Source organism: Paraburkholderia sp. SECH2 (genome assembly GCF_030464795.1).
Classification (GTDB): domain Bacteria; phylum Pseudomonadota; class Gammaproteobacteria; order Burkholderiales; family Burkholderiaceae; genus Paraburkholderia; species Paraburkholderia aspalathi.
In genome coordinates this window covers 367018-392203 of the sequence record NZ_JALPRH010000003.1, presented here as the reverse complement: position 1 = coordinate 392203, position 25186 = coordinate 367018, and the positions used below count along the sequence as shown (strand labels likewise).

At 62.0% G+C, this 25186-nt stretch carries 26 protein-coding genes; 14 read left to right on the top strand and 12 right to left on the bottom strand.

The genetic code is table 11. The features are described from left to right. Nucleotides 1–15: 15 nt before the first annotated feature. The 4 genes from M0D66_RS08935 to M0D66_RS08920 are packed head-to-tail and all read left to right on the top strand — an operon-like array spanning nucleotide 16 to nucleotide 5086. Nucleotides 16–336 carry a hypothetical protein gene (locus tag M0D66_RS08935; RefSeq protein ID WP_244864129.1) on the top strand — a complete coding sequence of 107 codons (321 nt, stop codon included), beginning with the start codon at nucleotides 16–18 and terminating at the stop codon, nucleotides 334–336. Then, nucleotides 333–1382, top strand: coding sequence for a multidrug transporter subunit MdtN (gene mdtN, locus M0D66_RS08930; protein WP_211702670.1), 1050 nt, complete (start codon nucleotides 333–335; stop codon nucleotides 1380–1382). Before M0D66_RS08935 ends, mdtN begins: the two co-directional genes overlap by 4 nt. Then, a complete protein-coding gene (locus M0D66_RS08925; protein ID WP_266210604.1) occupies nucleotides 1363–3513 on the top strand; it encodes an FUSC family protein in 2151 nt (716 codons plus the stop codon). Before mdtN ends, M0D66_RS08925 begins: the two co-directional genes overlap by 20 nt. After that, nucleotides 3500–5086, top strand: a complete 1587-nt coding sequence (locus tag M0D66_RS08920; RefSeq protein ID WP_266210603.1) for a TolC family protein — start codon at nucleotides 3500–3502, stop codon at nucleotides 5084–5086. The genes M0D66_RS08925 and M0D66_RS08920 overlap by 14 nt, the downstream gene beginning before the upstream one ends. A 41-nt stretch (nucleotides 5087–5127) precedes the next feature. Here M0D66_RS08920 and M0D66_RS08915 read toward each other — a convergent pair whose 3' ends face one another. Together M0D66_RS08915 and M0D66_RS08910 are read right to left on the bottom strand one after the other, a co-directional pair. Further along, nucleotides 5128–6201, bottom strand: a complete 1074-nt coding sequence (locus M0D66_RS08915; RefSeq protein ID WP_266210602.1) for a nitronate monooxygenase family protein — start codon at nucleotides 6199–6201, stop codon at nucleotides 5128–5130. Nucleotides 6202–6230: 29 nt separating this feature from the next. After that, nucleotides 6231–6434, bottom strand: coding sequence for a 4-oxalocrotonate tautomerase family protein (locus M0D66_RS08910; protein WP_266210601.1), 204 nt, complete (start codon nucleotides 6432–6434; stop codon nucleotides 6231–6233). A gap of 181 nt (nucleotides 6435–6615) precedes the next feature. On the opposite strand from M0D66_RS08910, the gene M0D66_RS08905 reads away from it, so the two are divergent. The 3 genes from M0D66_RS08905 (at nucleotide 6616) to M0D66_RS08895 (ending at nucleotide 10001) form a co-directional block, all read left to right on the top strand. Next, nucleotides 6616–7590 carry a LysR family transcriptional regulator gene (locus M0D66_RS08905; RefSeq protein WP_211702666.1) on the top strand — a complete coding sequence of 325 codons (975 nt, stop codon included), beginning with the start codon at nucleotides 6616–6618 and terminating at the stop codon, nucleotides 7588–7590. A gap of 13 nt (nucleotides 7591–7603) precedes the next feature. After that, a complete protein-coding gene (locus M0D66_RS08900; protein WP_093633088.1) occupies nucleotides 7604–8530 on the top strand; it encodes a LysR family transcriptional regulator in 927 nt (308 codons plus the stop codon). Between the two features lie 196 nt (nucleotides 8531–8726). After that, complete coding sequence (locus M0D66_RS08895) at nucleotides 8727–10001, top strand: MFS transporter (RefSeq protein WP_200620480.1); 1275 nt, start codon at nucleotides 8727–8729, stop codon at nucleotides 9999–10001. Nucleotides 10002–10264: 263 nt separating this feature from the next. On the opposite strand, the gene M0D66_RS08890 is transcribed toward M0D66_RS08895, so the two are convergent. The 4 genes from M0D66_RS08890 to M0D66_RS08875 all read right to left on the bottom strand — a co-directional run bounded on the left by M0D66_RS08890 (nucleotide 10265) and on the right by M0D66_RS08875 (nucleotide 12962). Beyond that, nucleotides 10265–10726, bottom strand: coding sequence for a MarR family winged helix-turn-helix transcriptional regulator (locus tag M0D66_RS08890; protein ID WP_200652231.1), 462 nt, complete (start codon nucleotides 10724–10726; stop codon nucleotides 10265–10267). 162 nt (nucleotides 10727–10888) lie between these two features. After that, the gene (locus M0D66_RS08885; RefSeq protein WP_093633091.1) at nucleotides 10889–11602 is read right to left on the bottom strand and encodes an SDR family oxidoreductase; all 714 of its coding nucleotides are present in this window, start codon (nucleotides 11600–11602) and stop codon (nucleotides 10889–10891) included. Between the two features lie 72 nt (nucleotides 11603–11674). Next, on the bottom strand, nucleotides 11675–12049 hold the full coding sequence (locus tag M0D66_RS08880) for a hypothetical protein (protein ID WP_266210600.1): 375 nt from the start codon (nucleotides 12047–12049) through the stop codon (nucleotides 11675–11677). A 31-nt stretch (nucleotides 12050–12080) separates the two neighbouring features. Beyond that, complete coding sequence (locus M0D66_RS08875; protein WP_266210599.1) at nucleotides 12081–12962, bottom strand: NmrA family NAD(P)-binding protein; 882 nt, start codon at nucleotides 12960–12962, stop codon at nucleotides 12081–12083. 813 nt (nucleotides 12963–13775) lie between these two features. Here M0D66_RS08875 and M0D66_RS08870 point away from each other — a divergent pair. Beyond that, entirely contained in the window at nucleotides 13776–13985 is a 210-nt protein-coding gene (locus M0D66_RS08870) for a DUF1059 domain-containing protein (RefSeq protein ID WP_093633095.1), read from the top strand. Between the two features lie 93 nt (nucleotides 13986–14078). Here M0D66_RS08870 and M0D66_RS08865 read toward each other — a convergent pair whose 3' ends face one another. Next, nucleotides 14079–14309, bottom strand: a complete 231-nt coding sequence (locus M0D66_RS08865; protein WP_093633096.1) for a hypothetical protein — start codon at nucleotides 14307–14309, stop codon at nucleotides 14079–14081. A gap of 14 nt (nucleotides 14310–14323) precedes the next feature. On the opposite strand from M0D66_RS08865, the gene M0D66_RS08860 reads away from it, so the two are divergent. Then, nucleotides 14324–14776, top strand: coding sequence for a cupin domain-containing protein (locus M0D66_RS08860; protein ID WP_093633097.1), 453 nt, complete (start codon nucleotides 14324–14326; stop codon nucleotides 14774–14776). A 77-nt stretch (nucleotides 14777–14853) separates the two neighbouring features. After that, complete coding sequence (locus tag M0D66_RS08855) at nucleotides 14854–15771, top strand: amidohydrolase (RefSeq protein WP_093633098.1); 918 nt, start codon at nucleotides 14854–14856, stop codon at nucleotides 15769–15771. 168 nt (nucleotides 15772–15939) lie between these two features. On the opposite strand, the gene M0D66_RS08850 is transcribed toward M0D66_RS08855, so the two are convergent. Both M0D66_RS08850 and M0D66_RS08845 read right to left on the bottom strand, forming a co-directional pair. Continuing rightward, complete coding sequence (locus tag M0D66_RS08850; protein ID WP_266210598.1) at nucleotides 15940–16698, bottom strand: SDR family oxidoreductase; 759 nt, start codon at nucleotides 16696–16698, stop codon at nucleotides 15940–15942. 62 nt (nucleotides 16699–16760) lie between these two features. After that, nucleotides 16761–17510 (bottom strand): SDR family oxidoreductase, encoded by a 750-nt coding sequence (locus tag M0D66_RS08845; protein ID WP_266210597.1) that lies wholly within the window; start codon nucleotides 17508–17510, stop codon nucleotides 16761–16763. Nucleotides 17511–17611: 101 nt separating this feature from the next. Here M0D66_RS08845 and M0D66_RS08840 point away from each other — a divergent pair, with 101 nt between their 5' ends. Next, nucleotides 17612–18529: an AraC family transcriptional regulator gene (locus M0D66_RS08840; RefSeq protein ID WP_200652236.1), complete on the top strand. Its 918-nt coding sequence runs from the start codon at nucleotides 17612–17614 to the stop codon at nucleotides 18527–18529. Between the two features lie 520 nt (nucleotides 18530–19049). Further along, nucleotides 19050–20735: a phospholipase C gene (locus M0D66_RS08835; RefSeq protein WP_266210596.1), complete on the top strand. Its 1686-nt coding sequence runs from the start codon at nucleotides 19050–19052 to the stop codon at nucleotides 20733–20735. 63 nt (nucleotides 20736–20798) lie between these two features. Here M0D66_RS08835 and M0D66_RS08830 read toward each other — a convergent pair whose 3' ends face one another. Then, nucleotides 20799–21719 carry a LysR family transcriptional regulator gene (locus M0D66_RS08830; RefSeq protein ID WP_266210595.1) on the bottom strand — a complete coding sequence of 307 codons (921 nt, stop codon included), beginning with the start codon at nucleotides 21717–21719 and terminating at the stop codon, nucleotides 20799–20801. A 132-nt stretch (nucleotides 21720–21851) separates the two neighbouring features. On the opposite strand from M0D66_RS08830, the gene M0D66_RS08825 reads away from it, so the two are divergent. Continuing rightward, nucleotides 21852–22625: an SDR family oxidoreductase gene (locus M0D66_RS08825; RefSeq protein ID WP_093633105.1), complete on the top strand. Its 774-nt coding sequence runs from the start codon at nucleotides 21852–21854 to the stop codon at nucleotides 22623–22625. Nucleotides 22626–22659: 34 nt separating this feature from the next. On the opposite strand, the gene M0D66_RS08820 is transcribed toward M0D66_RS08825, so the two are convergent. Together M0D66_RS08820 and M0D66_RS08815 are read right to left on the bottom strand one after the other, a co-directional pair. After that, on the bottom strand, nucleotides 22660–23181 hold the full coding sequence (locus M0D66_RS08820) for a hypothetical protein (protein ID WP_211708575.1): 522 nt from the start codon (nucleotides 23179–23181) through the stop codon (nucleotides 22660–22662). Between the two features lie 70 nt (nucleotides 23182–23251). Next, the gene (locus M0D66_RS08815; protein ID WP_266210594.1) at nucleotides 23252–24082 is read right to left on the bottom strand and encodes a class I SAM-dependent methyltransferase; all 831 of its coding nucleotides are present in this window, start codon (nucleotides 24080–24082) and stop codon (nucleotides 23252–23254) included. A 131-nt stretch (nucleotides 24083–24213) separates the two neighbouring features. Here M0D66_RS08815 and M0D66_RS08810 point away from each other — a divergent pair, with 131 nt between their 5' ends. Next, the gene (locus tag M0D66_RS08810; RefSeq protein ID WP_266210593.1) at nucleotides 24214–25170 is read left to right on the top strand and encodes a LysR family transcriptional regulator; all 957 of its coding nucleotides are present in this window, start codon (nucleotides 24214–24216) and stop codon (nucleotides 25168–25170) included. Nucleotides 25171–25186: the final 16 nt, after the last annotated feature.

Below are 25186 nucleotides of genomic sequence, written 5' to 3'. Positions count from 1 at the left end.
CCTCGCGACGCCGCAATGCCGTTCAAACCAAATCAAAGAAGCGCCTGCGACCCGATCGTGCTCCGCACGCGGTATCTTTCGGCCGTCGCTGCCCTTAGCCTGTCCTTGCAGGGGTGCACGCTGCGCGGTGCGCCGTCGTATGAAATCTTCGGCGCCTACTTTCCGCTCTGGCTGTTGAGTGCGGTGATCGGACTCATCGGCGCGCTCGTCGCCCATCGGATCTTCGTGTCCACGGGGTGGGCGCAGATCGTTCCGCTTCAACTCTCCGTCTGCCTGGCCATCGGTTTGACGGTCGCCGTGCTCTGCTGGCTTTCGGGAACGGGACAACTTCTATGAAAATCGCCGGCAAGCGGAAGGCCTCCGTCAAGGGCCGCGTGATCGCGGGCGTCATCGTCGTAGTCGGCCTCGCGGCGGCCTGGTACGGCTATGACCGGACCACCCGGTTTCCGTCAACGGACGACGCGACGATCGATGCCGATGTCGTCCACGTCGCGTCGCCAGTCGGCGGCCGGATCATCAGGCTGCCGGTGGAAGAAAACCAGCGGGTTGCAAAGGGCGACGTGCTCTTCGAGATCGATCCTGTGCCTTATCGACTCGCGGTCGCGCAAGCGCAGGCCGACCTCGAACTGGCCCGCGCGTCGCTCGACACGCGACGCAGGTCGATTGTCGGCGAGCGCGCCACGGCGGTTATCGCCGGCGACCAGACCGGCAAAGCGGCACACAACTACGAACTGGCAACGCGCACCGTCGAGCGGCTCACGCCGCTCGTGGCGAAGGGCTATGTCCCGGTTCAGCAACTGGATCAGGCGCAAGTCGCGCAGCGTGACGCGGCGTTGTCGCTCAAACAGGCGCAGGAGCAGAAGCAGGCCACCGCGCAGACGATCGGCGACGAAGCGGGCGCCATCGCCTCGGTGCACGCGCGCGAAGCCGCCCTCGCGCTTGCGCAGCGCGGTCTCGAGGACACCGTCGTGCGCGCGCCGCAGAATGGCTTCGTCACGGGGCTGTCGGTGCTGGCGGGCGAGACGATCGCGCCGCATCAGTCGATCTTCACGCTCGTCCATGCGGACGAATGGTTTGCCGTCGCCAACTTCCGGGAAGGCGCGCTCGCTCGGATCGAGCCAGGCGATTGTGCGACCGTCTATTCGATGATCGACCGCAGCCAGGCGATCCACGGCAAGGTGGTCGGCATCGGCGCGGGCGTTGCCGATTCCGACCGTATCAATCTGCCGCGCACCTTGCCGATCGTGCAGCAGTCCGTCAACTGGGTGCGAGTCGCCCAGCGCTTCCCCGTGCGTGTGCGGCTCGACGAGCCGGCCGCCCGGCTGGTGCGGATCGGTGCGAGCGCGATAGTCGAGGTCCGGCATGGCGCAGCCTGCCGGTGATCTTGCCCGACCGGGCCCCGCCGACATCCTGAAGCTGCTGGCGCCCTATCCCGGGCGCGCGGCGATGGCGACGCGCATCGCGCTGATCTGCGCGCTGACGGCGTTCGTGACGAGCGCATACGGCACGCCGGAAGCGGCGATCTCCGCCTATGTCGTGTTCTTCCTGAACCGGCCCGACCGGGTGCTGAGCGTGATACTGAGCTCGGCGCTGCTGGTGCTGGTCACGCTGATGATCGGCCTGGTCACGGTGGTGGCCATGTTCGCGCTCGACGATCCCATGTGGCGAGTTGCGTGCATCACGGGGCTATCCTTCGGTCTGCTGTTCGTCACCTCGGCGAGCAAACTGCGGCCGGTGGGCGCGATCCTCGCGATGATCGTCGGCTTTGCACTCGACGAACTCGGCAGCGTACCGTTCGGTGAAGTGGCGACGCGCGCCCTGCTCTACGTCTGGCTGATGGTCGCGATTCCGGTTGGGATCTCGATTGGCGTCAACCTGCTGATCGCGCCGTCGCCACGGAAGCTGGTCGGGCGCGCACTGGCGAAACGTCTGCGACTCGCGGCGCAGAGCCTGGTGGAACCCGAGGCAACCGCCGACGAACTCAGCGCATGTCTGCGCGAGGGCGACGCGGAAATCGGCACCTGGCTCAAGCTCTCGGTCGTTGACGGGTCGTCGGTGCGTGATGATGTCGGGCCGCTGCGGCAAGCCGTGTCGTCGACGCTGGCGATTCTGGTCGCGGCCGATCTCGCCGTGCGCGACTCTTCGGGACGGCTGCCGGCATCGTTCGCCGCGCCTGTTGCCGAGACACTGGAGAACATGGCGCAGATGCTTGAGGCAGGTGGGTATCCAATCGACATCGAACTCAAGCTGCCCAGCGGGGCCGAACTGACGCCGCTCGCGCGGATCGTCGTCGAGGATCTGCACGATGCGATCACGCGCTTCGCCGTGGTCGAGGCGCAGGCAGATGTCGATGGCGCAGGCAAAACTGAAACCGATGCGCGAACCCAGGCGCAAACTGATGCCGAAGGCAAAGTCGCAACCGCCGCGCGAACCGAAGCCCAACCCCAAGCTCAAGCTCAAGCTCAAGTCAAAGCCGAACCCACGCCGCCCCCCGCCGCCAAGGGCGGCGGGTTCTTCCTGCCGGATGCATTCACCAATCCCGAACACGTCCGCTACGCGCTGAAAACCACCGTGGCGGCCATGTTCTGCTATCTGCTTTATTCGCAGATCAACTGGCCCGGTATTCACACCTGCTTCATCACGGTCTACATGGTGTCGCTTGGTACCACCGCTGAAACCGTCGAGAAGATGACACTGCGGATCGCCGGGTGTCTGGTGGGCGCGCTCCTGGGTATCGCGGCGATCGTGTTCGTCACGCCCGTGCTGACGTCCGTCGCCGGGTTGATGACGCTCGTACTGGTCGGTGCATGGCTGTCGGCGTGGATCGCGTTCGGTTCGCCACGGATGGCGTACGCCGGTTTCCAGATCGCCCTGGTGTTCTTCATGTGCGTGTTGCAGGGCGCGGCGCCTGGCTACGATCTGACGGTCGCTCGAGATCGCACGATCGGGATACTGATTGGCAACGTGGTCGTCTATCTGGTTTTCACGCGCGTGTGGCCGGTCACCGTGGCCGCGCGCATCGACACCGGGCTCGCCGCACTGCGGCAGCAATGGGAACGACTGGTGGCGCTGCCGGATGCCGTCACGCGCCGGGCGCAGGCCGCGAGCGCCATGGCTCAATGCGGCGCACTGGAACAAGACATCGCGTTGATGCATTACGAGCCGTCGTGGGTTCGCCCCGAAGCGCAGTGGATCGCCGAACGCCGCAGCGCGCTGGCTAAGCTCGATGCGCTGGAAGGGCCAATGTTCCTGCTTGCGGAACGTCGACCAGGCGATGCCGCGATTGAAGGCTGGATCAAGCGGGCCATGGACGGGCTTCCGATGCCGGCGGCTGAAACCGGTGCCAAGGTCACGCCTTTACCCGTCGCCCCAGATGCGGCTTTAACGGAAGCCGCAGCCAACGACGACACACGCACCGCTTTGCTACGCCTCGGCGATGCACGCCTCACTCAACTCGAACACGCTGCGTCGGACGACGCAGCGAAGGGACTCGCGACTCATGCGCCGGCTTAACCCTTCATTCGCACTGGCGATCCTGGCCGCAGCGGGTTTGGCAGGATGCGCCACGTCATCGCTGGACATGGCGCCGGATAGTCCCGATCGTCCGTGGCAACCGCAGACGGATGCGGCGGGCGCCATCGTGCCTGGGCCGGCTTCGGCTGCTTCAGCTGCTTCCGCTGCACCGGCTAACTCCGCAGCGTCGACTACTGCCGCACACAGCTACCAGCTCCCCGCCAATCCCGCACTCGCTGCCGTGCCACCTCCGCCGGCACTCGAGCAGGCGCATGCATACGACCTACCCGAACTGATCGACCTTGCGGAGTCGGCGAATCCGCTAACCCGCATCGCCTGGAACGACGCGCGCAACGTAGCGCTCGCGGCCGGCATCGCGAAGAGCGCATACCTCCCGCAACTGTCGGTCGCGGCGATGGGGCAATACGCCGGCTTTCATAATTCGGAGACGTCCGTACTTGGCGATTCATCGTCGACCGCAACAGGGCACGGCATGACTTCGGTGGTCGCGTTGCAATGGCTGCTGTTCGATTTCGGCGGACGCGCCGCGCGCGTCGAGGCTGCGTCGCAGGCCTCGGTGATGGCGAACATCGCCTTCACTGCCGTTCACCAACAGGTGATCTTCGACGTCAGCGTCGCGTTCTATATGTATCAGGCCGCGCGCGCCCTCATCGTCACGACACAACAAGGGCTCGACAACGCCGAAGCGATCCTCGCTGCCGCGCAGTCGCGCTACAAACACGGCGTCGGCACAGTCATCGAAGTCGCGCAGGCTAATCAGAATCGCGCGCAGGCCAGGCTCGCGCTCGTCCAGGCGCAGGGTGCCGAAAGCAACAGTTATCTCGCGCTGATCGCCGCGATGGGGATTTCTCCGCTGTCGAAACCCAGGATCGCCGAGATGCCGGCGCACACGCTCCCGGCGATCACGAACGACTCGATCGACCGGATCGTGTCGTCCGCCATCGCTCGACGCCCGGACGTGTTGAGCGCCTATGCAGCCGAGCGGGTCAATCTGGCGAAAGTGAAAGCGGCCGAGTCGGACTTCATGCCGAAGGTATTCCTCTCGGCGAATGGCGCGTACAACACCGGCAGTTCATCGATTTCGGCGGTGCCGGCCATCGGCCAGCAACTGCCGACGGTGAACCTGAGCGGCGGTCGTTACGGCGGCAGCGTGATCGTCGGCGTGACGATTCCGCTGTATGACGGCGGCCTGAGATCGGCCGTGCTCGCACAGGCACGCAACGATGCCGACAGCGCGTCGACCCGTCTTACGCGAAGCCGCGAAGAAGCGGTTCGGCAAATCGTCGCCGCGCAGAATACGCTGCAGACGAGTCTCGCCGCACAGGCTGCGTCGAAAGAGTTGCTTGCCGCCGCGCAAACGACGTATGACGCCGCGTTCGATGCCTATCGGCACGGCGTCGGCTCGGTCACCGACGCGCTGCTTGCGCAGAATCAATTGCTGGCAGCGAAGAACGCGGACGCCGATAGTTACAGCAGTTCGTTATCCGCAGCGGCGGCGCTTGCGCTGGCGGCTGGCTCGGTTGACTCAATTCCGATGCGGGACAATTGGTGAGCGAGTGGCTGTGGACGCGACTGCGGATTAAACGCTCGGCATCACCCCTTCGTTTGCGCTTCACGGATCTCACGAACTAGCGTCTCAACCAGTTCCGCCGCCGGCATCGCACGTGAAAGCCGCACGGCTTGTCCTGCCCATTGAGCCGCATACTCAGCGCTTCCCTGCGCTTTCGCGGCCGCATGCAAGGCCTTGCCGGCGTCGTAAGTAATCGGATAGTCAGGCAGCGCGGGGCGCGCTGGATCATCGCCCAACTCACTGAAGCGGTTCTCGATGCCGCGCGCCGCCCGTCCGGAAATCGCGCTAATGAACGTCGTGCGGCTCTCGGGACTCAGCAGCGCGGCACGATACGCAGCATCCGCAGCAGATTCGGGCGACGCCACGAATGCCGTGCCGAGTTGCGCGGCCTGTGCGCCCAGCGCCAACGCAGCCGCGATGCCCGCGCCGTCCATGATGCCGCCGGCCGCAATCAGAGGCAGCGGAATCTCGCGAACAATCAGCCGCACGAGCGCCATCGTGCCGAGCAATTCGTCCGGTGCCGAAGGATCGAAATTGCCCCGGTGACCGCCCGCCTCGGCGCCCTGCGCGACGATGCCGTCCAGTCCGGCCGCATGGATCTGAGCGGCTTCGTCGAGGTTCGTGGCACTCGCCACCAGCACGATTCCGGCTTCGCGCAACGCCGCGATTTTCGCAGCCGACGGCAAGCCGAAGTGAAAGCTGACCATCGCCGGACGCTCGTCGAGGAGCATCTCGAACATCGCGTCATCTTCGACAAAGCTCGTGTAGATCTCGCGCAGCGCCGCGGGCGGTTTCGCGCCGAAGCGCGCGAAGTGCGGCGCCAGATACTCGAGCCAACGCGCCTCACGAACGGGATCGGCAACGGCCGGCGCATGGGTAAACAGATTGACGTTGAACGGCTTGCTGCTCAATGCACGAATTTCGTGGATCGCCGCCCGCGCGCTCTGCGCGTTCATCGCACCGACACCGAGCGAGCCCAGTGCGCCCGCATTCGATACCGCCGCCGCCAGCGCCGGCGTACCAACGCCCGCCATCGGCGCCTGGATGATCGGCAACGCGACGCCCAACCGGGCGAGCAGATTCGGAGAGTCCTTCATGTCCTCAGCCCCTTGAAATCGCAACGCGCTCAGCGCTGCCGTGCTCGGATGTCTGTGATCGATTCACCGCCCCAGCCCCAATTGTCCGTATCGACTTCCTCGATCACGACAAAAGTGGCTGCAGGGTCCTTGTGCAACACGCGCACCATAAGATCGGTGGCGCCCTTGATCAACTCGTTCTTCTGTTCACGCGTGACACCTTCGCGCGTCACCTCGATCTTGACGTACGGCATGATGCACTCCTTTCAGTTGGCCCAAGTTCGACAGGGGATTGCCAGCGGCCGGCAGTCGGTCCGCCATCCACAGGCACCGCGGGGCGTCCCGATGTCTGTCCCGCTCCCACGTAACTCACTATACTTATGCCACTCGCGTCGATAAATACGTCCATGTCAAATTCATTTGATACGCCAAGTAATGAATAGCCCGCGGATCATCGAACGAACCAGTAAGCGTCAATTCGACGACTTGATGCTGGGCAGTATCGAGCTGTTCTGTCTCGCCGCGGAACTGGAGAGCTTTACGGACGCCGCCACCGCGGCCGGCGTCACGCCTGCGGCGGTGAGCCGCTCGGTATCGCGGCTCGAGGAGCGCCTGGAGGTGCGGCTCTTCGTCAGAACCACGCGCCGTATCCGGCTGACCGACGCGGGTAGAACATACTACGAGCGTTGCCGCGAGGCGCTCGGACAACTCCTCGACGCGGAGCGCGAAGCGACCGGCCAGCAGTCCGCCGCCGCCGGCGTGTTGCGCATCAGCATGCCGACACCCTACGCGCACTATCGCGTGCTGCCCATCCTGCCGGCGTTCCGCGAACAACATCCGCAAGTGCACGTCGACGTCCACATCAGCAATCGCAACATCGATTTCGCCGAAGAAGGCTTCGATCTGGCGATTCGCGGCAGCGCGCCGGGTGAATCAAATCTGATTGCCCGCAAGCTCGAGGACGCGGAACTGGTCGTGGTGGCCAGTCCCGCTTATCTGTCGCGAGCCGGAATGCCCAGGTCGGTCGACGACCTCACGCACCACGATTGCATCCAGTTCGACCTGCCGAGCAGTGGCCGCAAAATTCCCTGGCTGTTCAAAGACGGGGAGCACATGCAGGAGCATTTCACGGACGGCGGTTATTCGAGCGCGGGCGACGTACTCGGTGGCGTGACGTTGGCGCGCTGCGGCGCGGGACTGTTCCAGACGTATCGTTTCGTGGTTGAGCGGGACCTGGCGACTGGCGGTCTGGTGGAAATTTTGCCCGCGTTCGGCGGCGCCTCGCGGCCGTTCGTGCTGTTGTACCCCCACAAGCGCCATGTCTCGTTGCGGGTGCGGCGCTTCGTCGATTTTCTTGTCGAGACGCTCGGCTCCGCCCGGCACGACGACGCCACCTCGACCCTCCCCTGAAGGCTGACCGGCGATGGATCGAATCGATGCGATGAAGGTGTTCGTCTGCGCCCTCGACGAGGGCAGCCTTGCCGCGGCGGGCCGGCGCCTCGGCCGCTCGCCCGCCGCCGTGAGCCGGGCCATTGCGTTTCTCGAAGCGCACGTCGGCATGGCGCTACTGCATCGCACCACGCGCACGATCAAGCTGAGCGAAGCCGGCGAGCGTTACGCCGCCTCGTGTCGGCGAATCCTGACCGACCTCGAAGAAGCTGATCTGATGATTGCCGGCGAACGCGCGGCGCCGCGCGGCACGCTGACGCTGACCGCGCCCGTGGCCGCCGGTCAGGACTTTCTGCGTCCGCTGCTCGACGAGTTTGTGGATCAGTATCCGGAAGTCACCGCGCGCCTCTACCTGCTCGACCGCCCCGCCAACCTGATCGACGAAGGGATCGACGTCGCGCTGCGCATTGCCCACCTGGCCGATTCGACGCTAATCGCGATGCCGGTCGGCGAAGTACGCCGCGTGGTAGTTGCCGCCCCTCGCTATCTCGCCAAACACCCGCGCCTCAAGGAACCCGCCGATCTCGCCCAGCACCGGATTATTTCGATGACGCATTTCGGCGTCGATTCATGGAGCTTTCCGTCGTCGAACAATTCCGCCGCGCCGCAAACGGTGCACTTCACGCCACGGCTGATCGTCAACAGCGTGCAGGGCGCGGTGGCCTCCGCCGTCGACGGGCACGGCGTCACGCGGCTCTTTTCGTATCACGTCGCCGAACAGGTTCGCGACGCTTCGTTGAAGATCGTGCTGACCGGGCACGAGCAGGCGCCGCTTCCTGTTCATCTGCTCACGCCGCAAGGCCGTCTCGCGGTGCCTAAAGTCCGGGCTTTCGTCGACTTCGCGGTCCCGCGTCTGCGCGCCCATTTCAGCACGCTCAAAGCGATCACCGACGCGGATTGAACCGCCGCGCGGAAGAATAGCTGCCGCGCGGCGGCGATTCTCTCGCTGCGTGTTTGTTCGTAAACTGCTCGCCATGGGTAACAGCTGCGGCCAAACCTGGCTGCAACGCCAAACGCATGGAGCAGGCAATGGACTCGGAACAGAACGTGGTGCTCATCGCCGGTGCGCGGTTGCGCGCCGGATCACGGGGGGCGTTATGAATCAGCCAGCTAACGCCGCGGCCGGTGAGGTCGGGATCGGCTTTACAAACAACACCACCAGCTACGCGGCACGAAACACCCTCTACTGGCGCCGCAACCTGTTCATTTGCGTGTTCGGCTCATTTACCACGCTCGTCAGTTTGAGCATGCTGCTGCCGTTTCTGCCGCTCTACGTGCAGCAACTCGGCGTGACTTCGCAGGCTGCGATCGTGCAGTGGTCAGGCGTGGCGTTCGGTGCAACCTTTCTCGGCACGGCCGTCACGGCGCCGCTCTGGGGACGTCTGGCCGATCGTTACGGACGCAAGCCGATGCTCGTGAGGGCGGCGGTCGGCATGGCGATCGTGATGTCCTTGATCGGCATGGCGCACAACGTGACCGAACTGGTGATATTGCGGCTGCTGGCCGGATTGATCGGCGGCTATGCCTCGGCGTCGATTGTGATGATCGGCACCCAGGCACCGCGCGAACGTGCGGGGTGGGCACTCGGCATCCTGTCGACCGGCTCGCTGGCGGGCAGTCTCGTGGGTCCGCTGGTGGGTGGTGTGCTGCCCTCGTTGATCAGCATTCGCAGCACGTTCTTTGCAGGCGGCGCGATGATCGCAGTCGCCGCGCTGCTGACGATCCTGTTCGTACGCGAAGATTTTCACCCGGACTCCGACGCCAAAGCGCGCGCCTCGAGCCACGCCACAGCGCCGAAGCTGGCTAACCGCACCGTGATGATTACGCTGCTGCTCACCGCGATGATGGTGCTGCTCGCCAATATGTCGATCGAGCCGATCATCACCGTCTATATCTCGCACCTCAATGTGCCGACCGACCATCTGGCCCGCACTGCCGGCATCGTGATGGCATGCTCTGCGTTCGGCAGCATGCTGACCGCTGCGCGGCTCGGCGCACTGGCGGATCGGATCGGCAGTTGGAACGTAATTATCGGTTGCCTCGTATTGACCGGGCTCGTGATGGTGCCGCAAGCATTTGTCACGCACTGGTGGCAACTGGCGGCTCTGCGCGGGTTGATGGGGATGACGCTGGCCGGTCTGCTGCCGTCGATCGCGAAGCTGGTTCGGCACACGGCCACGGAAAGTCAGTCGGGAACGATGCTCGGGTATCTTCAGTCGGCGCAATTCGCCGGTCAGGTTGTCGGACCGCTGATCGGTGGCGTGATCGGCGTCCATCTCGGTCTGCACGCTGTGTTCTTTGTCACGGGTTCGTTGTTGATTGCCTGTGCTGTGCTCGGTCAAACCGTGCGCAATCGGCCGACGCACGCATGACGGCGTCCTGCGTGTTGTTCCGCGTCGAAAGAAACAATGCCGGCAGCGGGACACGGGCGCCACCGGGCTACAACGCGGGCTCAACCTCCCGCAACGGCGAGTGTCCGGGCGGCAAGCGGCGCAATGCCCACGCATCGCTCGCCGCCACAATCGCGCCCTGCAATGCAGCACCATGACCGAACGCTGCAATTGCCTTTCATAGCCCTTCCTCGAATGATTACTGGTTTGACGAATCATGTTGTTGTCGCAATGCATCTGGAAGCTTAGTCTTCCGACGAACGCATCGACACGTCGCCGACGACCACCCCTCTCAACCCCTCCCGCAACGCCGTAACATTGTCTACACCGTTCAGTTGCTCGAACTTCCGCTGCGCTTCCTGCCAGAGAGGGGCCGCCCTTTCGTGCAGGCGCCGTCCCTCTTCGGTCAGTTCGACAAGGCGGCTTCGACCATCAGTGGGCGAGGGCTTGATCGTGACGAAGCCGTCGCGTTCCAGGAAGCCAACCATTTTCCCCATCGCCGTTCGTTCGATATCGAGCCGTTCGGCAAGGGCATTGACCGGGGTGCTTCCCACCTCGTTTAGGGCGGCCAGGGTGAGGAATTGCGTGATGCGCAGACCCGCGGGCTCGAGATGGCTGTCGTAGAGTCGGGAGATCTGCCTGCTCGCTTTCCTCACGGCGAAGCAGTTGCATTGATCGATTCCAAGCGGCTGGTTGACCGGCAACATCTGTTTCACTCCTGATTTCGGTTAATTGGGCTAACGCTGCGCGCGCGTCGCGCGAAGGTACGGCGGTATGTTTCGATGAAAGCCGGGAGCGACAGCGCTGGCGTACGGCGAACTGCGCACCTCATGTCTCGCTGCTGAAACCGACCGGCGTCATCTCGGTGTTCAAAGCCCTGCAGGCGGTGTGATGTAGCCGGGTATCTCGGCCGCAAGCGTGCTCTTCAGCACCGCTGTCCCCTCGTCGGCCATAACCTCGCTCTTGCCGGCGGCGAGAGCGTCGTAGGTCTGTCGCACAACGTCCTCGGGACTGGCTTTCGGCACGTCAATGCCGTTGGTCAGATCGGTATCCACGAACCCGACGTGCAGGCCCAGAACCTGGATGCCACGCTCGTGCAGGTGAAAGCGAAGCTGGTTTGTGTAACTCCAGGCTGCGGCCTTCGACGCGGCATACGGTGTCAGATAGGGCCGCGGAAGCCACACGATGTCGGAAAGCACGTTGATGATGGCAGCATGCGGCTGGGCCGCCAACATCTGCTCGAAGGCCTGTGTGACGCGCACTACGCCGTAGTAGTTGGTATCGAACATGCGGGTGGATTGCGCTTCCACGTCGGCCGCCAAAGGCCCGTCGATCAGAGCGGCAATGCCAGCGTTGTTGATCAGCAGAGTCGTATCCGCCGCCAGTTTCGCGGCCTCGGCGATCGACGCCGTATCCGTGACATCGATCCTGACCGGCACAATGCCCGGCTCGTCGAAACCGCTCGTGTTGCGCATGCCTGCGTATACTTTCGCCGCGCCGCGCCGACGTGCCTCTCGTGCAAAAGCCAGGCCCAAGCCACGATTGGCACCGGTGATGAAGACGGTAGCGTTCCTGATATCCATGACAAGCTCCTCTTTCAAAAGCCGCATACGGGGGGAGAGTCAACTCCCGCCACTAGCCTGCGGGTGTTTGGTTCAAAGAAAGATGTTTTCCGGCAACTGCTTCGAAAGCGCCTCCCGCAGATGGGTGGCGAGAGTCAGTACAGCGCCAAGCGGGCTCATCCGCACACTGACACGCGGCACCGATCCGTCGGAATTGCGATCGACGACAACGGCCGCGCTCAACTTCTCGCCGCTCGTCAGAACAGCCTCGTATTCAAGAAAAAGCCGCGAGCCGACGGTATGAAGAAACGTGGGCGTCTGTGAGACGTAGAAGGTTCCGACGGCGTCGACGGCGAGGCGGATGTCGTCGCGCCCGATTACGGGACTGCGCAACACTGAGCTGAACAGCTCCGCGTCAGCCGTCAGATCATCGAGAAACGGGTGACGTTCATCTTGGGTGAGTGACATTTTCAAACCTCGATTCGCTTTAAGGACGTGTTCACACGAATGCGGCCCGATTTTTGGCGACGAAATTCTGGACCGAAAGCGGCGGCTTTCCGGTGATCTTCTCGACGGCATCGTTGGTGCCTGAGAAGATGCCGTCGCGGTAGTTCTGCGCGACTTCGACCAGATGCTGCGTGAGGAACGGCGGAAACTTGTAAAGGGTTTCCATCTTGATTCGGAATTCCTCGATAGAAGTCGGCGCGTATTCGATCCGGGCACCGAGAACCTCGCTCATCGCGGCTGCGATCTCAACATGGTTCATCTCGACGGGGCCGTGGAGCGTGTAGGTCTTGCCCTCGTGGCCTTCGGGGTTGGCGAGGACATGGGCGATGACGCGTCCCTGATCATCGGTGGCGATGGGCGCGTGACGGCCGTTGCCAAAGGGAAATTCAATCTTCTTCGTGGCCCAGATCTCCCTTGCAAAATGCGGATAGACGAGCCAATCGGCAAAGAAGGTGGGGCGCAAATGCGTAGTCGCGACACCTGACCAATCAAAGACCTGCTCGGAAACCCAGTGGTCCTGTGCTGCGTGGCTCGCCGACTCCCGGCGTGCGGAAATCTGCGACATGTTGACGATCGACGTGACGCCCGCTTCCTTTGCTGCCTGCGCGAAATAGGCCGCGGCCCCGATGATTCCGGGCGCGATTGGATGAAGGAAATAGGCCGATCGGATTCCTTCCATCGCTGCCCGAATGTCGTTGATGTCGGTGAAGTCCCCGACCGCGATATCGACACCGCGCTGCTTCAGGGCGGCCGCTCGATCGTCATCTGTGCGCACATATGCCCGCACGCGTTTGTCCATCTTGAGCAGTTCGTCAATGGCAATACCTCCGGTCCGTCCGGTCGCACCGCTCACAAGAATCTCAGCCTCGTTCATCGCTTCGCTCCATTTGAAAGTAAGAGCATATGCTCTCTTGAGGCAAGAATAGGAGCATGTGCTCGCACTGTCAAGTTTTTCTGGTTCTTGCGCAGCCCGAGGGACACCACGCTCGATTCGGCTGGCGGCGTTGCTAGCGACGCATCGACGGGCTGCTGCGTAGGTGCCCCGCAATGCGAAGCGCCTGAAGGTGTCGATATCGTCCCTGCTTATCTGAATGGCGAGATGTTCAATATCTACGACCGTTGGGATCGACGAAGCGATTCCCTATGGTGTGACGAGGGCGCTGAGATCAGTAAGGGCCTCGAGATTCCGAACTACCCGCAGATGCGTAGATCCGTACCAAAACCAAACCGCAAATTGTCGTTTGCGCAGGTCAGCGATAAAAATACAAAGGCCGAGATGCGACTGATCAGCTAGATGTGTGAGGGGCGGCTACCGTCTCTGGAGCCGACATTTGAGTGTCCATCCGCGGGCGCGAGCGAACGACTGAAAATGGCCGATCTGGAAGTTCGGCCAGCCCCCGTCAGTCACCAGATCGGCCTCGGCTCGAATTTCTCTTGTCGACCCGGAGCGGTCCTTCGGCTGCGTGATCTGAATGACCGGAGTTTGGGTGCACCTGACGTCGGGTCACTGTCTGGCCTTCCGTCACAGTTCACCTGCCCTAAATTCATGACGGCAGGTCCAGTAATTGCGCGAAATTTGAACCTCGCATCCAGCATGCGTCGCCGGCTCTGGCGACATGTGCCGTCGCGTGTCTGTAAGTGTTATCTCGCGCCCATATTACTGGTAGAAGTTAGAAGGAGATTCCAAATGAAAACCATGACGTGCAAGGAGCTCGGCGGCCAATGTGATCAGGAGTTATCGGCTGAATCATGGGATGAAATGGTAAAAGTCATGACGAAACACGTCATGGAAAAGCATCCGGATGTCGCGAAGGAAATGGAAAAGATGCACAAACAAGATCCGCAGAAGTGGGGGAAAGAAATGAAACCAAAATGGAACGCGGCGCCCGACCTTTGAACGTTCGCCGAGTCTCGAGTGCCCGGTCTGTCTGCGACGGTCCCAACCGATTCCGCTTGTTGTTGCTGAACAGGCGGTTGAGGAACTTGAGCATCATTCGTCCTTTTTCCTGGCCAACTCCATACAGCAGACCGGCAAAACTGGGATGCCGGTTTTTTGTCCTTTTCCAGGCTCAGCGGTCAGCCGTTCGAACGTCTCCGCTCTCTCGATGATGAACGCCTGGAATTGGCCCGGCATCTGCCGATAAGGAACGACCGTTTTCAAACAATGAACGGGTGTAATCTGCGGTCGTATGCACGCCATTTCGCCGACGTCGGCGCTCATTGTTTGGAGAAGCGATGAACATCAGCGCAAACAAGCCTGACACTCCCACCTGTCAACTGGTGCACGCTGGCCCACAGTTCGAGGGGAAGCAAGGGCTGACCTATGCGGTAGGTATCTCAGCTGAAAGTGTGGGATCGAAGCATGTGCATCTTCAGCTGGCAACAATTCCGCCGGCTGCCCGGGCCAAAGCCCATCTCCATGCGGAGCATGAGACGGCCATCTATCAGCTGAGCGGCATCTCGGGATGCTGGTATGGCGAACGATTGGAGCGCCATGCGGTGGTTCGGGCCGGAGATTTCTTCTACATCCCGGCAGGGATGCCGCATGTTCCGTACAACGCGAGCGCGGATGAGCCTTGTGTCGCGGTAATCGCCCGAACCGATCCCAACGAACAGGAAAGCGTCACAATGCGGCCGGATCTTGATGCCTTGCCTGACTGGTCGAGCGTTCTGCCTTCATCGCTCTGATTGAGCTGAGTGACGATGCATCTTGCCGTAGATGCCCATATTTCCGTGCTGCCGGCGCGAGGTCGCCTTCGTTAGCCATGAAAAAATTCAGCCCCGTCGCCAGAGTCGTCGATTCACACCTTCACTTCTACGATCACAAACGAAACCGGCACACATTTCTGGATGAGGTCGACCCCAACTACGAGGCGTTTGTCGGCAATTACGATGCGCTGCCCAGGCGTTACCTGCTGGACGACTATCTTGCCGACAGCGATGGTTATAACGTCGAGGCCGTCGTGTGGCACGAGTTCCTTTCGTCCGACCCCTTCAAGGAGGCGGCTTGGGCGCAACAGGCGGCAGCCCGAAGCGCGATACGTCATGCGCTAGTCGCATTCGTTGACTTCCTCGATCCCGAGTTGGAACGCAAGCTGGAGCAATACAGTGCGCTTTCCAATCTCACATCGGTTCGGGAACATCTTGTTTGGGACGATGACAACCCTTTGAAGCGATTCGCCAAACGGCCAGATTTGCTGACAGATTCAACATGGAGCAAATCGCTGGCTTTATTGGGCAAGTACAACTTCAAGTGTGGGCTCGAAATATTCGCCCATCAAATGCCCGACTTGACTCGCACCATACAAAATCATCCGAATATCGGTTTCACCATCGCATTGATGGGGTGGCCGCTCGACCTGAGCAAAACCGGCTTTGACCGGTGGAAACGGGATCTTGTACAGCTTGCCGGTTGTGAAAACATTTGCGTCGACATCTCTGCGCTGGAATGTATCTTTGGCATGCAGTGGTCCGTTAGTGAGGCAGCCCCCTGGGTGTTGACCGCAATCGACATCTTCGGCGTATCGCGATGCATGTTCGGTAGCCACATGCCTGTTGCGAAGCTGTCAACGGGATTTGCTGAGCTTTACGATAGATTTGCGCAATTGGTCGCTGGCTTCTCAGCCAGCGAAACAGACGAGATATTCTTTGGTGTTGCTGACCGCTGGTTCAATCCAACGTGATCAACGCGATTCGCCCTAGTCGGCCGCGCGCTCCTCTGCAGTCCGTCGGACTGCTCCTATGCAAGTCTGCTAAACGCGACGCAGTGACCGATGGTTCAAGCGAACGGCCAATTTGCATTTGCCCTGACCCAATCCATCGATCCCTTCGATCACGCGCACGAGACTACATCACCACGGGATCGTTTCGTTTTCCCACCGCGTGAACGTTCCTGTCGGGCTGTCCGGGCCCAGCAGTGCTACGCGCACCGCCTCACGAGCGCCCTCCTCGACAGTTTCCGTGCCCGCATATCCGTTGAGGTTCGTCCTTGTAAAGCCCGGCGAGACGGCATTGACCTTGATCCCCTCCGGCTCCAGCTCGATTGCCATGGCGACCGTCAAAGCGTTGAGCGCCGTTTTGGATGCAGGGTAGACGGGGCCGAAGATCGAGCGGTAGGGGAAGGCCGGGTTCGAGTTCGTCGCTAGCGACCCAACGCCGCTCGACACGTTGACGATGCGTGCGCCCGGCGTCTTGCGCAGAAGCGGCAGCATCGCCTGGTAGAAGGCAAGAACGCCGAACACGTTGGTGTCCCACACCGCACGCATTTCATAGATGGACACGTTGCTCGGGCGGGTCGTCTTCGCATATTCCTCGACGGACTGACCGGGAAGCTTTTTCGTATTCGAAATGGCTGCGTTCTGGATAAGCACGTCGAGGCGGCCAAACTCGTTGCCCACGCGCTCCGCTGCGGCAATGATCGAAGCCTGATCCGTCACGTCGAGCTGGAGCGCGTGGGCGTCCGGCCCAACCTCCCTGGCCGCTGCCTCGCCGCGTTCGAGATCGCGCGACCCGACCAGTAAAGTGAAGCCGTGTCCCGCGAGATCCTTTGCAATCTGAAGACCAATTCCTTGATTAGCCCCGGTGACCAGGGCGACGGGTTTGTCCTGCATGGCAATTTCCTTGTCGTAGTGCGCAGTAGCGCGCAGAAATTCAGAGCGGTGGCGCCAGTCGTTCAGCGAGCCTCGGCAGCCCATGCTTCAGCGTCAGCGCCGGCCGGGATGCGCATCGGGGATGACGGGTCGGTCGCCGCGCGCCATACAGCTTCGGCGACGTCCTGTGCCCGGGTGACCGGGGACGACGTGTCCGTCAACCTCGCAAGAACGCTCTTGACGAGATCGGCATAGGCTTCGTGGTCGAAGCCGCGCATGCGGGAACGCGCGTTGTCTCCGAAGCGGGTCTCGGGCGCCCGACCCGGCAGCACCAGGCGCACCCGCACGCCGAACTGCTCGAGCTCCAGCGCAATCGACTCGGTGAACGCGTTCACCGCCGCTTTGCTCGCGCGATACGCGGCGATCAGAGGGATTGCCTTCAGCGTCACGCTCGACGTAACGTTCACGACAACGCCCGCCTTGCGTTGCCGAAACTGCGGCAACACCGCTTGCGTCAATGCGATCGTGCCGATGGTGTTGGTCTCGAAAAGCTCGCGCACCGTCGCGAGTGGAACGAGTTCGCCCGGGGAAGCCGCACCGAAGCCCGCGTTGTTGACGAGAACATCGATCGGGCCTGCAGCCTCGACAGCCTCGCGAATGCTCTCTGGATTCGTGACGTCGAGCGCCAGCACGCGCAAGCGGTCTGAAGGCGGCAGCACGTCGGCACGCGGCGTGCGCATCGTGGCGATGACCTGCCAGTCGCGTGCCAGAAAGAAGCGGGCGGTCTCGAGGCCGAATCCGGAAGAGCAGCCGGTGATCAGAACGGTTTTCATGGAAATTCCTGTGTGTTGGTCTGTGTGTGCCCATACGATAGATCGCCGATGTCGTACTTGCTACAATCAATAATCCGAATTTCATTTGCAGGAGTCCGGCGATGATCGATCCGTTAGCCGAGGTGGTGACGCTGCTGCAGCCGAATGCCCGGTTTTCCAAACTTGTTCACGGCGCCAGCCCGTGGCGCATCAGTCGCTCGGATGCCGGCCAGCCGTTCTATTGCGTGATCCTCGAGGGCGGGTGCCGCCTCGCGATCGACGGACACGAGCCAATCGAACTGCTTCCGGGTGACTTCGTCCTGATTCCTGCGGCGTACGGCGTCGCGATGTCCAGTCTCGAGCTGCCACCGCCGGGCGTCGAAACGGCGGCGCCCATCGCGCTGGGCAACGGTGAATTCAGAATCGGCGCTCCGGGCAGCCCGATCGACTTACGAATGGTGGCGGGCCACTGCAGCTTCGGTTCACCGGATGCGACCCTACTGGTCTCGCTGCTGCCGCAACTCGTGCATGTTCGCGGCGAACAGCGGCTAGCCACGCTCGTACAACTTGTGCGAGAGGAAACGCGCGAGCAGCGGCCCGCGCGCGAGGTCGTGCTTTCACGACTGCTGGAAGTACTGCTGATCGAGGCGCTGCGGTCCACAGCAGGAACGAGCGCGTCACCGGGCCTGGTGCGCGGACTCGCCGACGGCCGCCTCGCCGCCGCGATCCGAGAGATGCACGAACACCCAACGCACGCGTGGACCGTTGCAGAGCTCGCAAAGGAGGCCGCGCTCTCGCGCTCGACTTTTTTCGAGCGCTTCAGCCGCGCGGTCGGCGTCGCGCCGATGGAATACCTGCTCACGTGGCGCATGGCATTGGCGAAGAACCTGCTGCGCCGCAACGAAGGGCGTGTCGCCGAGATTGCGCAGCGCGTTGGCTACAGCTCCGCCAGTACCTTCAGCGTCGCCTTCACGCGGCACGTCGGCCGGCCACCTACCCAGTATGCGCGCGAGGAGCAGGCTGCCGCGAACGGCGCGTAAGACGACGGAAAGAGGTTCCTTCCGGATCTGGACACGCGTGTCCCTGGCTCAATCATGTCCCACGCGTACGTGCTGCGCCATCGCCAGATAGCTCGGTCGGCGGCGGGGTGTTCACTTGTCTCCTTCGCGTTTGACGAGTGGAACGGCGGCAACGGGTCGAAGGACTGAAACCGCTCGCGCGGTAATAGGACGCCGCATCGACTTTGCGGTCTGACAGCCAGAGGACTAGCTTTCATGAGGGAAGCCAAGCCCGAACCTGGGCGCGAGTTTTCCACCCTTTGATGCCCGCGCCTTCTCGAGATTCGAGTTGGCTCCCCGATACGCAGATCGCGAATCGAAACAACATGAAAGCTTCCTGACGCCAATCATTCATACGTGCGTGATTGAATGGTTGGCGCTTGTTGTAATGCAACCTCCGCGTGGCCCCCTGTTGTCAGATCGGATCAGCGTTGTGAAGCAGGTTAGATAAGCCGTCCCGGCACCGCGATTATCTTTGGGTAACACTACTGGGAGCCACACAATGCTTTGGCGTCGGATTACCGTTATCTCGCTCACGGCTGTCGCTCTTGCGACGACGGCTGCATGGAGCGCCAGCGAAGACCACGACGGGGACCAGCATGGCTCCCGGCGGGATGAAGTCCATACAGCCACACCCATCAAGCATCTGGTAGTGATCTATGGGGAGAACGTGTCGTTCGATCACTACTTCGCGACCTACCCGCATGCGGCAAATCCGTCTGGAGAGCCTGCGTTTGCAGCGCAAGCCGGCACGCCAGAGGTGAACGGCTTATCGGGCACGTTGTTGACGGCCAACCCGAACTATACGAACGCCGCCAATGGCGCGGGCGCGGCCAACCCGTTCCGTCTCGATCGCACGCAGGCGGCCACAGCCGACCAGAACCATGCGTACACGGCTGAGCAGCAGGCATACGACAACGGCAAGGTCGACCTCTTTCCGAAATACACGGGCAACGGCACCACAGGCGGCGCCGGTGCGTTCGGCACGGCCGGCCAGGTGATGGGTTACTACGACGGCAATACGGTCACGGCGCTCTGGAACTACGCGCAGAACTTCGCGATGAGCGATAACGCCTATACAGCGACATACGGTCCGTCGACGCCAGGTGCGCTCGAAGTCGTCTCGGGACAAACCAACGGCATGAAAGTCGTCCTGACGTCGAAGCAGCCCTCGACGGCCGGCTCGTATTACGTCAACGACGGCCAAGGCGGATTCACGATGATCAACGACGTCGATCCCGCCAACGACCTGTGCTCGAGTACCACCGATACCGCGCAGATGACTGGTAAGAACATCGGCGACCTGCTCAACGCGCGCAACATTTCGTGGGGCGGCTTCATGGGTGGCTTCAATCTGTCCACCACGAACAGCAACGGAACGACAGGATGCAAACGCAGCACGACGTCGCAAGTGGTCGGCGCCGCCACGGCCGACTACATTCCGCACCACAACTGGTTCCAGTACTACGCGTCGACGTCAAACCCCCAGCATTTGCGGCCCAGTTCGGTGTCGGCCATTGGGCATACCTACGGGGCACATCGCTCGAGCGTCGATCCCGCGAATCACCAGTACGATATCGACGATTTCTATCGTGCTGTTCAAGCTGGCAATTTCCCTGCGGTGAGCTTCCTGAAGGCGCCTGCCTATGAGGACGGTCACGCCGGGTACTCGGACCCGCTTGACGAGCAGGCGTTCGTTACGAAGGTCGTCAACTTCCTGCAACAGCAACCGGATTGGCGTGACACGGCCGTTATCCTGGCATGGGATGACTCCGACGGCTGGTACGACCACGCATACGCGCTGCCGACGAGCGCTTCGTTCGACTCAGTCGCGGATCAGTTGACCGGCCCAGGAATTTGCGGCTCGGGCACCGGACCCGACGGGTTGAATGGCAAACCGGTGAACGGCCGGTGCGGTCCCGGTACTCGCATTCCGTTTGTTGTGATTTCGCCATGGGCGAAACAGAACTACGTCGACCATACGCCGATCGATCAGTCGTCAGTAGTGCGTTTCATCGAAGACAACTGGCTTGATGGCAACCGGATCGGAGGCGGCTCGTTCGACGCGAAGGCGGGCAGCATCACGGGTATGTTCGATTTCAACCGCCGCCACGATGAGCACCGGGAGAGCAAGCTCTACCTCGATCCGACCTCTGGCTTGCCCGTCAAGACGCCTCCATCCATCTGACACGTAACGCTTATCCTTCCGAGGATGAATGTCTTGCGCCGCAGCCCGCTATCGCGGGCTGCTTCATTTTCTTCCGTATGAATCGCCAATGAGTTGCCCTTTCAACAGCGCCTCGAGCCAGTCGGCGAACACCTGAACTCTGCGCGATAAATGCTGCCGGTGCGGATAGAGCAAGGTCATCGGCATCGGCGCAGCCCGGTATTCGGGCATCACCTCGATCAGTTCGCCGGCGCGCAGATGCTGCTGCACATCGTAGGCAGGAATCTGGATCAAACCGAGTCCCGCAAGGCAGCACGCGATATACGCCTCGGCGCTGTTGACGCTCACGCGGCCTTGCGTGGTCAACGTCCTCACGGTTTCGCCATCGAGCCATTCCCATGGCGCGATACGTCCACTCGATGGCGACGCATAGTGAACGGCCTGGTGGCTCGCCAGATCGCCGGGCGTACGAGGCGTACCGCGCTGAGACAAATAGAGTGGGCTCGCAACATTGATCAACGGCAGATTGCCGATGGGCCGCGCAATCGTGCCGGAATCTTGCAGCTTGCCAACGCGAAGCGCGCAATCGACGCGCTCTTCGACAAGGTCGATCGCCCGATCGGTCAGGCCGAGCTCGATATCGATGTTCGGAAACGCGACGAGGAACTCCGGCAGCGCGGGGGCGATGATCAGCCGGCCGATACGGCCCGGCACGTCGACGCGCAGCACGCCGCTCGGTCCTACCGATGTCTGCCGGAACAGGTTCTCGGTCTCCTCGACATCGGCGATCAGACGCAGGCAGCGCTCATAGAGCGCGGCGCCGTCCTGAGTCGGCGACACCTTACGCGTTGTCCGGTGCAGCAGCCGGGCGCCGATCCGCCCTTCCAGCTCCTGAATCGCCGCGGATACCGACGAGCGAGGCAGGCCGAGCGTGTCCGCCGCGCGCGTGAAATTCGCGCATTCGACAACGCGTGCAAACACGCGAAACAGGTCAATACGATCCACGGGCCCCTTTTCCACTGTTCGACTTTTCTGACCAGTGATGTCAGAAACAGTAGGTTTAAATGATTTTCCTGGAATATATCATCCAGCAGGGTGAGAGGCTGCATCGGGCGGCTTCGGTACTGGGGATGGACCATGGCAAACCACAGCATCAAAGGCAAAACCGTCGTGATTGCGGGCGGGGCGAAGAATCTCGGTGGACTGATTGCGCGGGATCTCGCGGCACAGGGCGCCAAGGCAGTGGCGATCCACTACAACAGCGCGAGCTCGAAAGCTTCGGCAGACGAGACACTGGCCGCGATCGAAGCAGCGGGCGCGAAGGCGGTCGCATTCCAGGCCGACCTGACATCGGCCGGCGCGATTGAGAAGCTGTTCGCGGATGTCGTCGCTGCCGTCGGCCGCCCCGATATTGCGATCAATACGGTGGGCAAGGTGTTGAAGAAACCATTCGTGGACATCACCGAGGCTGAGTACGATGAAATGACGGCGGTCAATTCCAAGTCTGCGTTCTTCTTCCTTAAAGAAGCCGGCAAGCACGTCAATGACAACGGCAAGATCGTGACGCTCGTCACGTCGCTGCTTGGCGCGTTCACGCCGTTTTACGCGGCCTATGCAGGCACCAAGGCGCCGGTCGAACATTTCACGCGCGCGGCGGCCAAGGAATTCGGCGCGCGGGGCATCTCGGTGACAGCCATCGGACCCGGACCCATGGACACGCCGTTCTTCTATCCCGCCGAAGGCGCGGACGCGGTGGCTTATCACAAGACCGCCGCCGCACTTTCACCGTTCTCCACGACTGGGCTGACCGATCCTGGGGATGTGGTGCCCTTCGTCCGCCATCTGGTCAGCGATGGGTGGTGGATTACGGGGCAGACCATCCTGATCAACGGCGGTTATACGACCAAATAAGCAACCAGATAAGCGGCCAGGTAAGGGACCAGGTTCATGACTTACGGAACGACCAAAAGCTCAGAGCCGCCTTAGGCCGGGAGCGCAGCAGCAGATAGAAGGCGGCAACGTGCGTAATCATCAGCAGAGGCACGTAGATGATCGGAATCGCGTACGTAGTGCCAAATTCTCCTGCACGCGCAGGAAGATCGGCCTGGATAGCGTGGAAGTAGTCGACGATGAGGTCGGTCGTTCCCACGAGATTGAAGGCCACGACGAATAACCAGAAGAGCGGCCGTCTTCCTGCTGCGAGTAGCGCCAGCATCGCCAGAACGCCCGTTGCGAAGTCACCGTATGCGGCGAACGCGGCGAAGCTGGCAGGCAGATCGGGACTGACGACGCCCGGCAGAATGAAGACCAGCCCGAAGAAACGGAAGCTATGCAAGGTGGCGATGGCGCGTTGCGCTTCGAATAGATCCATCGACTTGAGCCTGGGCCAGACGTATACGCGAAAGCAAAGCAGCCAGGCGACATAGCCCAGTACAAGCTGCGTTTGGAAGATAAGTTCCGGTGACATGTTGCCTCCAGTCAGGTGTTGTCGGGCGCGTTGAAGGATAGGAAGGAGATCAGCGGTTCTACAGGTGAATTCAGGGCTTCGTGGATGCGGCCTCGAACACCGCGGTGAGAATGCCGAGTCGGCCGTCCAGGAGATTTCGCGCCAGGTTGGTGAACAGCTCTGCGAAGTCCGGCCCCATCACCACGCCGAGATTTGGCGAGGGCGGCGGGCCTGACGCGCCCTGTTGGGTGATCCAGGCCCTGGCGGCCTCGGTGTCGTTTTGACATGCCAGCGTGTGGAAACCTGCTTGTTCGATCGCTTCGCGCGTCGCATCGGCCGTCAGAAGAAAGCTTGTTGTCGGCGTTCGCGCCCAGGGAACGGGGTAGTACGGTTCGCTGCCGTTTGCGACGACGTCGAACGTCGCAAACCTGCCGCATGGCTTCAGCACGCGTTCGATCTCGCGGTAAAGACGCGCGCGCTCGGAGATGTTCATCGCCACGTGCTGCAGCAATACGGCGTCGAAACGGCGGCCTTCGAAGGGAAGTTCCAGCGCGCTGGCGGTATGGAACGAAACCTGTTCGCGCTGCCCTGTGCGCCGGGTGAGATAGCGTGCGGCATCCACGAATGGTTCGCTGAGGTCGATGCCCGTCACCCGGCAGCCATAGGATGCAGCCAGAAAACGGGCCGGCCCGCCAATGCCCGAACCGACGTCCAGCACCGACATATCGGCGGTGATCCCGGCCAAGTTGGCAAGCTCGGTGGTGGCAGCAAGACCACGTGTGTGAAACTGGTCGAGGGCACCCAGTTGCTGCGGTGTGAGCCGCTGATCTTCCGGCCCAAAGACCGTGAGCGCCATCTTCAGCCGCTCGGTCAGGCCGGTCGCGCGATAGTGATCTCGCACGCCATCAAGTGCATCAGTCATTGCAGAGTTCCTCCACGGTCTTAGCGGATTGTTCAGGGCTTGCGAGTCGACATCGGCATGCCCCCTCGTCTGCAGGCGTAGGTGTACCATGGCCTCTCGCGAGCGACTATTCATCACAATGTTGACGGGCTATGAAGCAGAACTTCACAGTCAGGCAAGGCGCGCTCGATGGCGTGGAGGTGTTCCTGAGCGTTGCCCAGCATCGCAGTTTTCGCCGGGCAGCCGCGGAACTCGGAGTGACACCGTCCGCCGTCAGCCAGACGGTGCGTGTACTTGAGGCGCGCATTGGCGCAGCGCTCTTCATACGCACCACGCGTAGCGTCGGCCTCACCGAAGCGGGCGAACGGTTTCTTTCGCACGCAAAGCCTGCCTTCGACGAGCTTGTCGCCGCTAGCGAGGTTGCGCGCGGAATGGGTCAACGGCCCGCCGGGTTGTTGCGTCTTTCGGTGCCGCGTGCCGTGGTGCCGATCCTGTTGGAACCACTTGTCGCATCCTTCTGCCAGGCTTATCCCGAAGTCGAAGTGGAGATCGCCACCAGCAAGGAGCTGATCGATCTTGCAGAGGAAGGGTTCGACGCCGGTATCCGACTCGGTCAGTTCGTCGACGCCGACATGGTCGCCGTACCGCTGACGCCACCGTTTCGTCTCATCGTCGTGGGTAGCCCCGCTTACTTCGCAGCGCGCAGCCGCCCCAGGCACACGGACGATCTGCGCCAGCACGCATGCTTGCGGTGGCGACGATCCAGCGGCGCGCTCGCGCTATGGTCATTCAACGACAACGGCCACGCGATCGAGATCGCCGTATCCGGCCCTCTTATAGCCAACGATTTTTCCACCATGCTTGGCGCGGCAGTCGAAGGTATGGGCCTTGCCCAGCTACCTGAGCCGATGGCCGCTGAAGGATTGAGAACGGGAAAACTGGTGCACGTGCTGGAGCCGTTCGCGCCGGTGATGCCGGGGGTGTTTCTCTACTATCCAGGCCGCCGGCAGATGACACCGAAGCTGCGCGCCTTCATTGATCATGTGAAGAGCCGCCCGGCAGGCCAAAGCGACGTCACATCAGATCCCGGCCTTCCCTCGTCGACGTAGCTACGGCGATGCATCC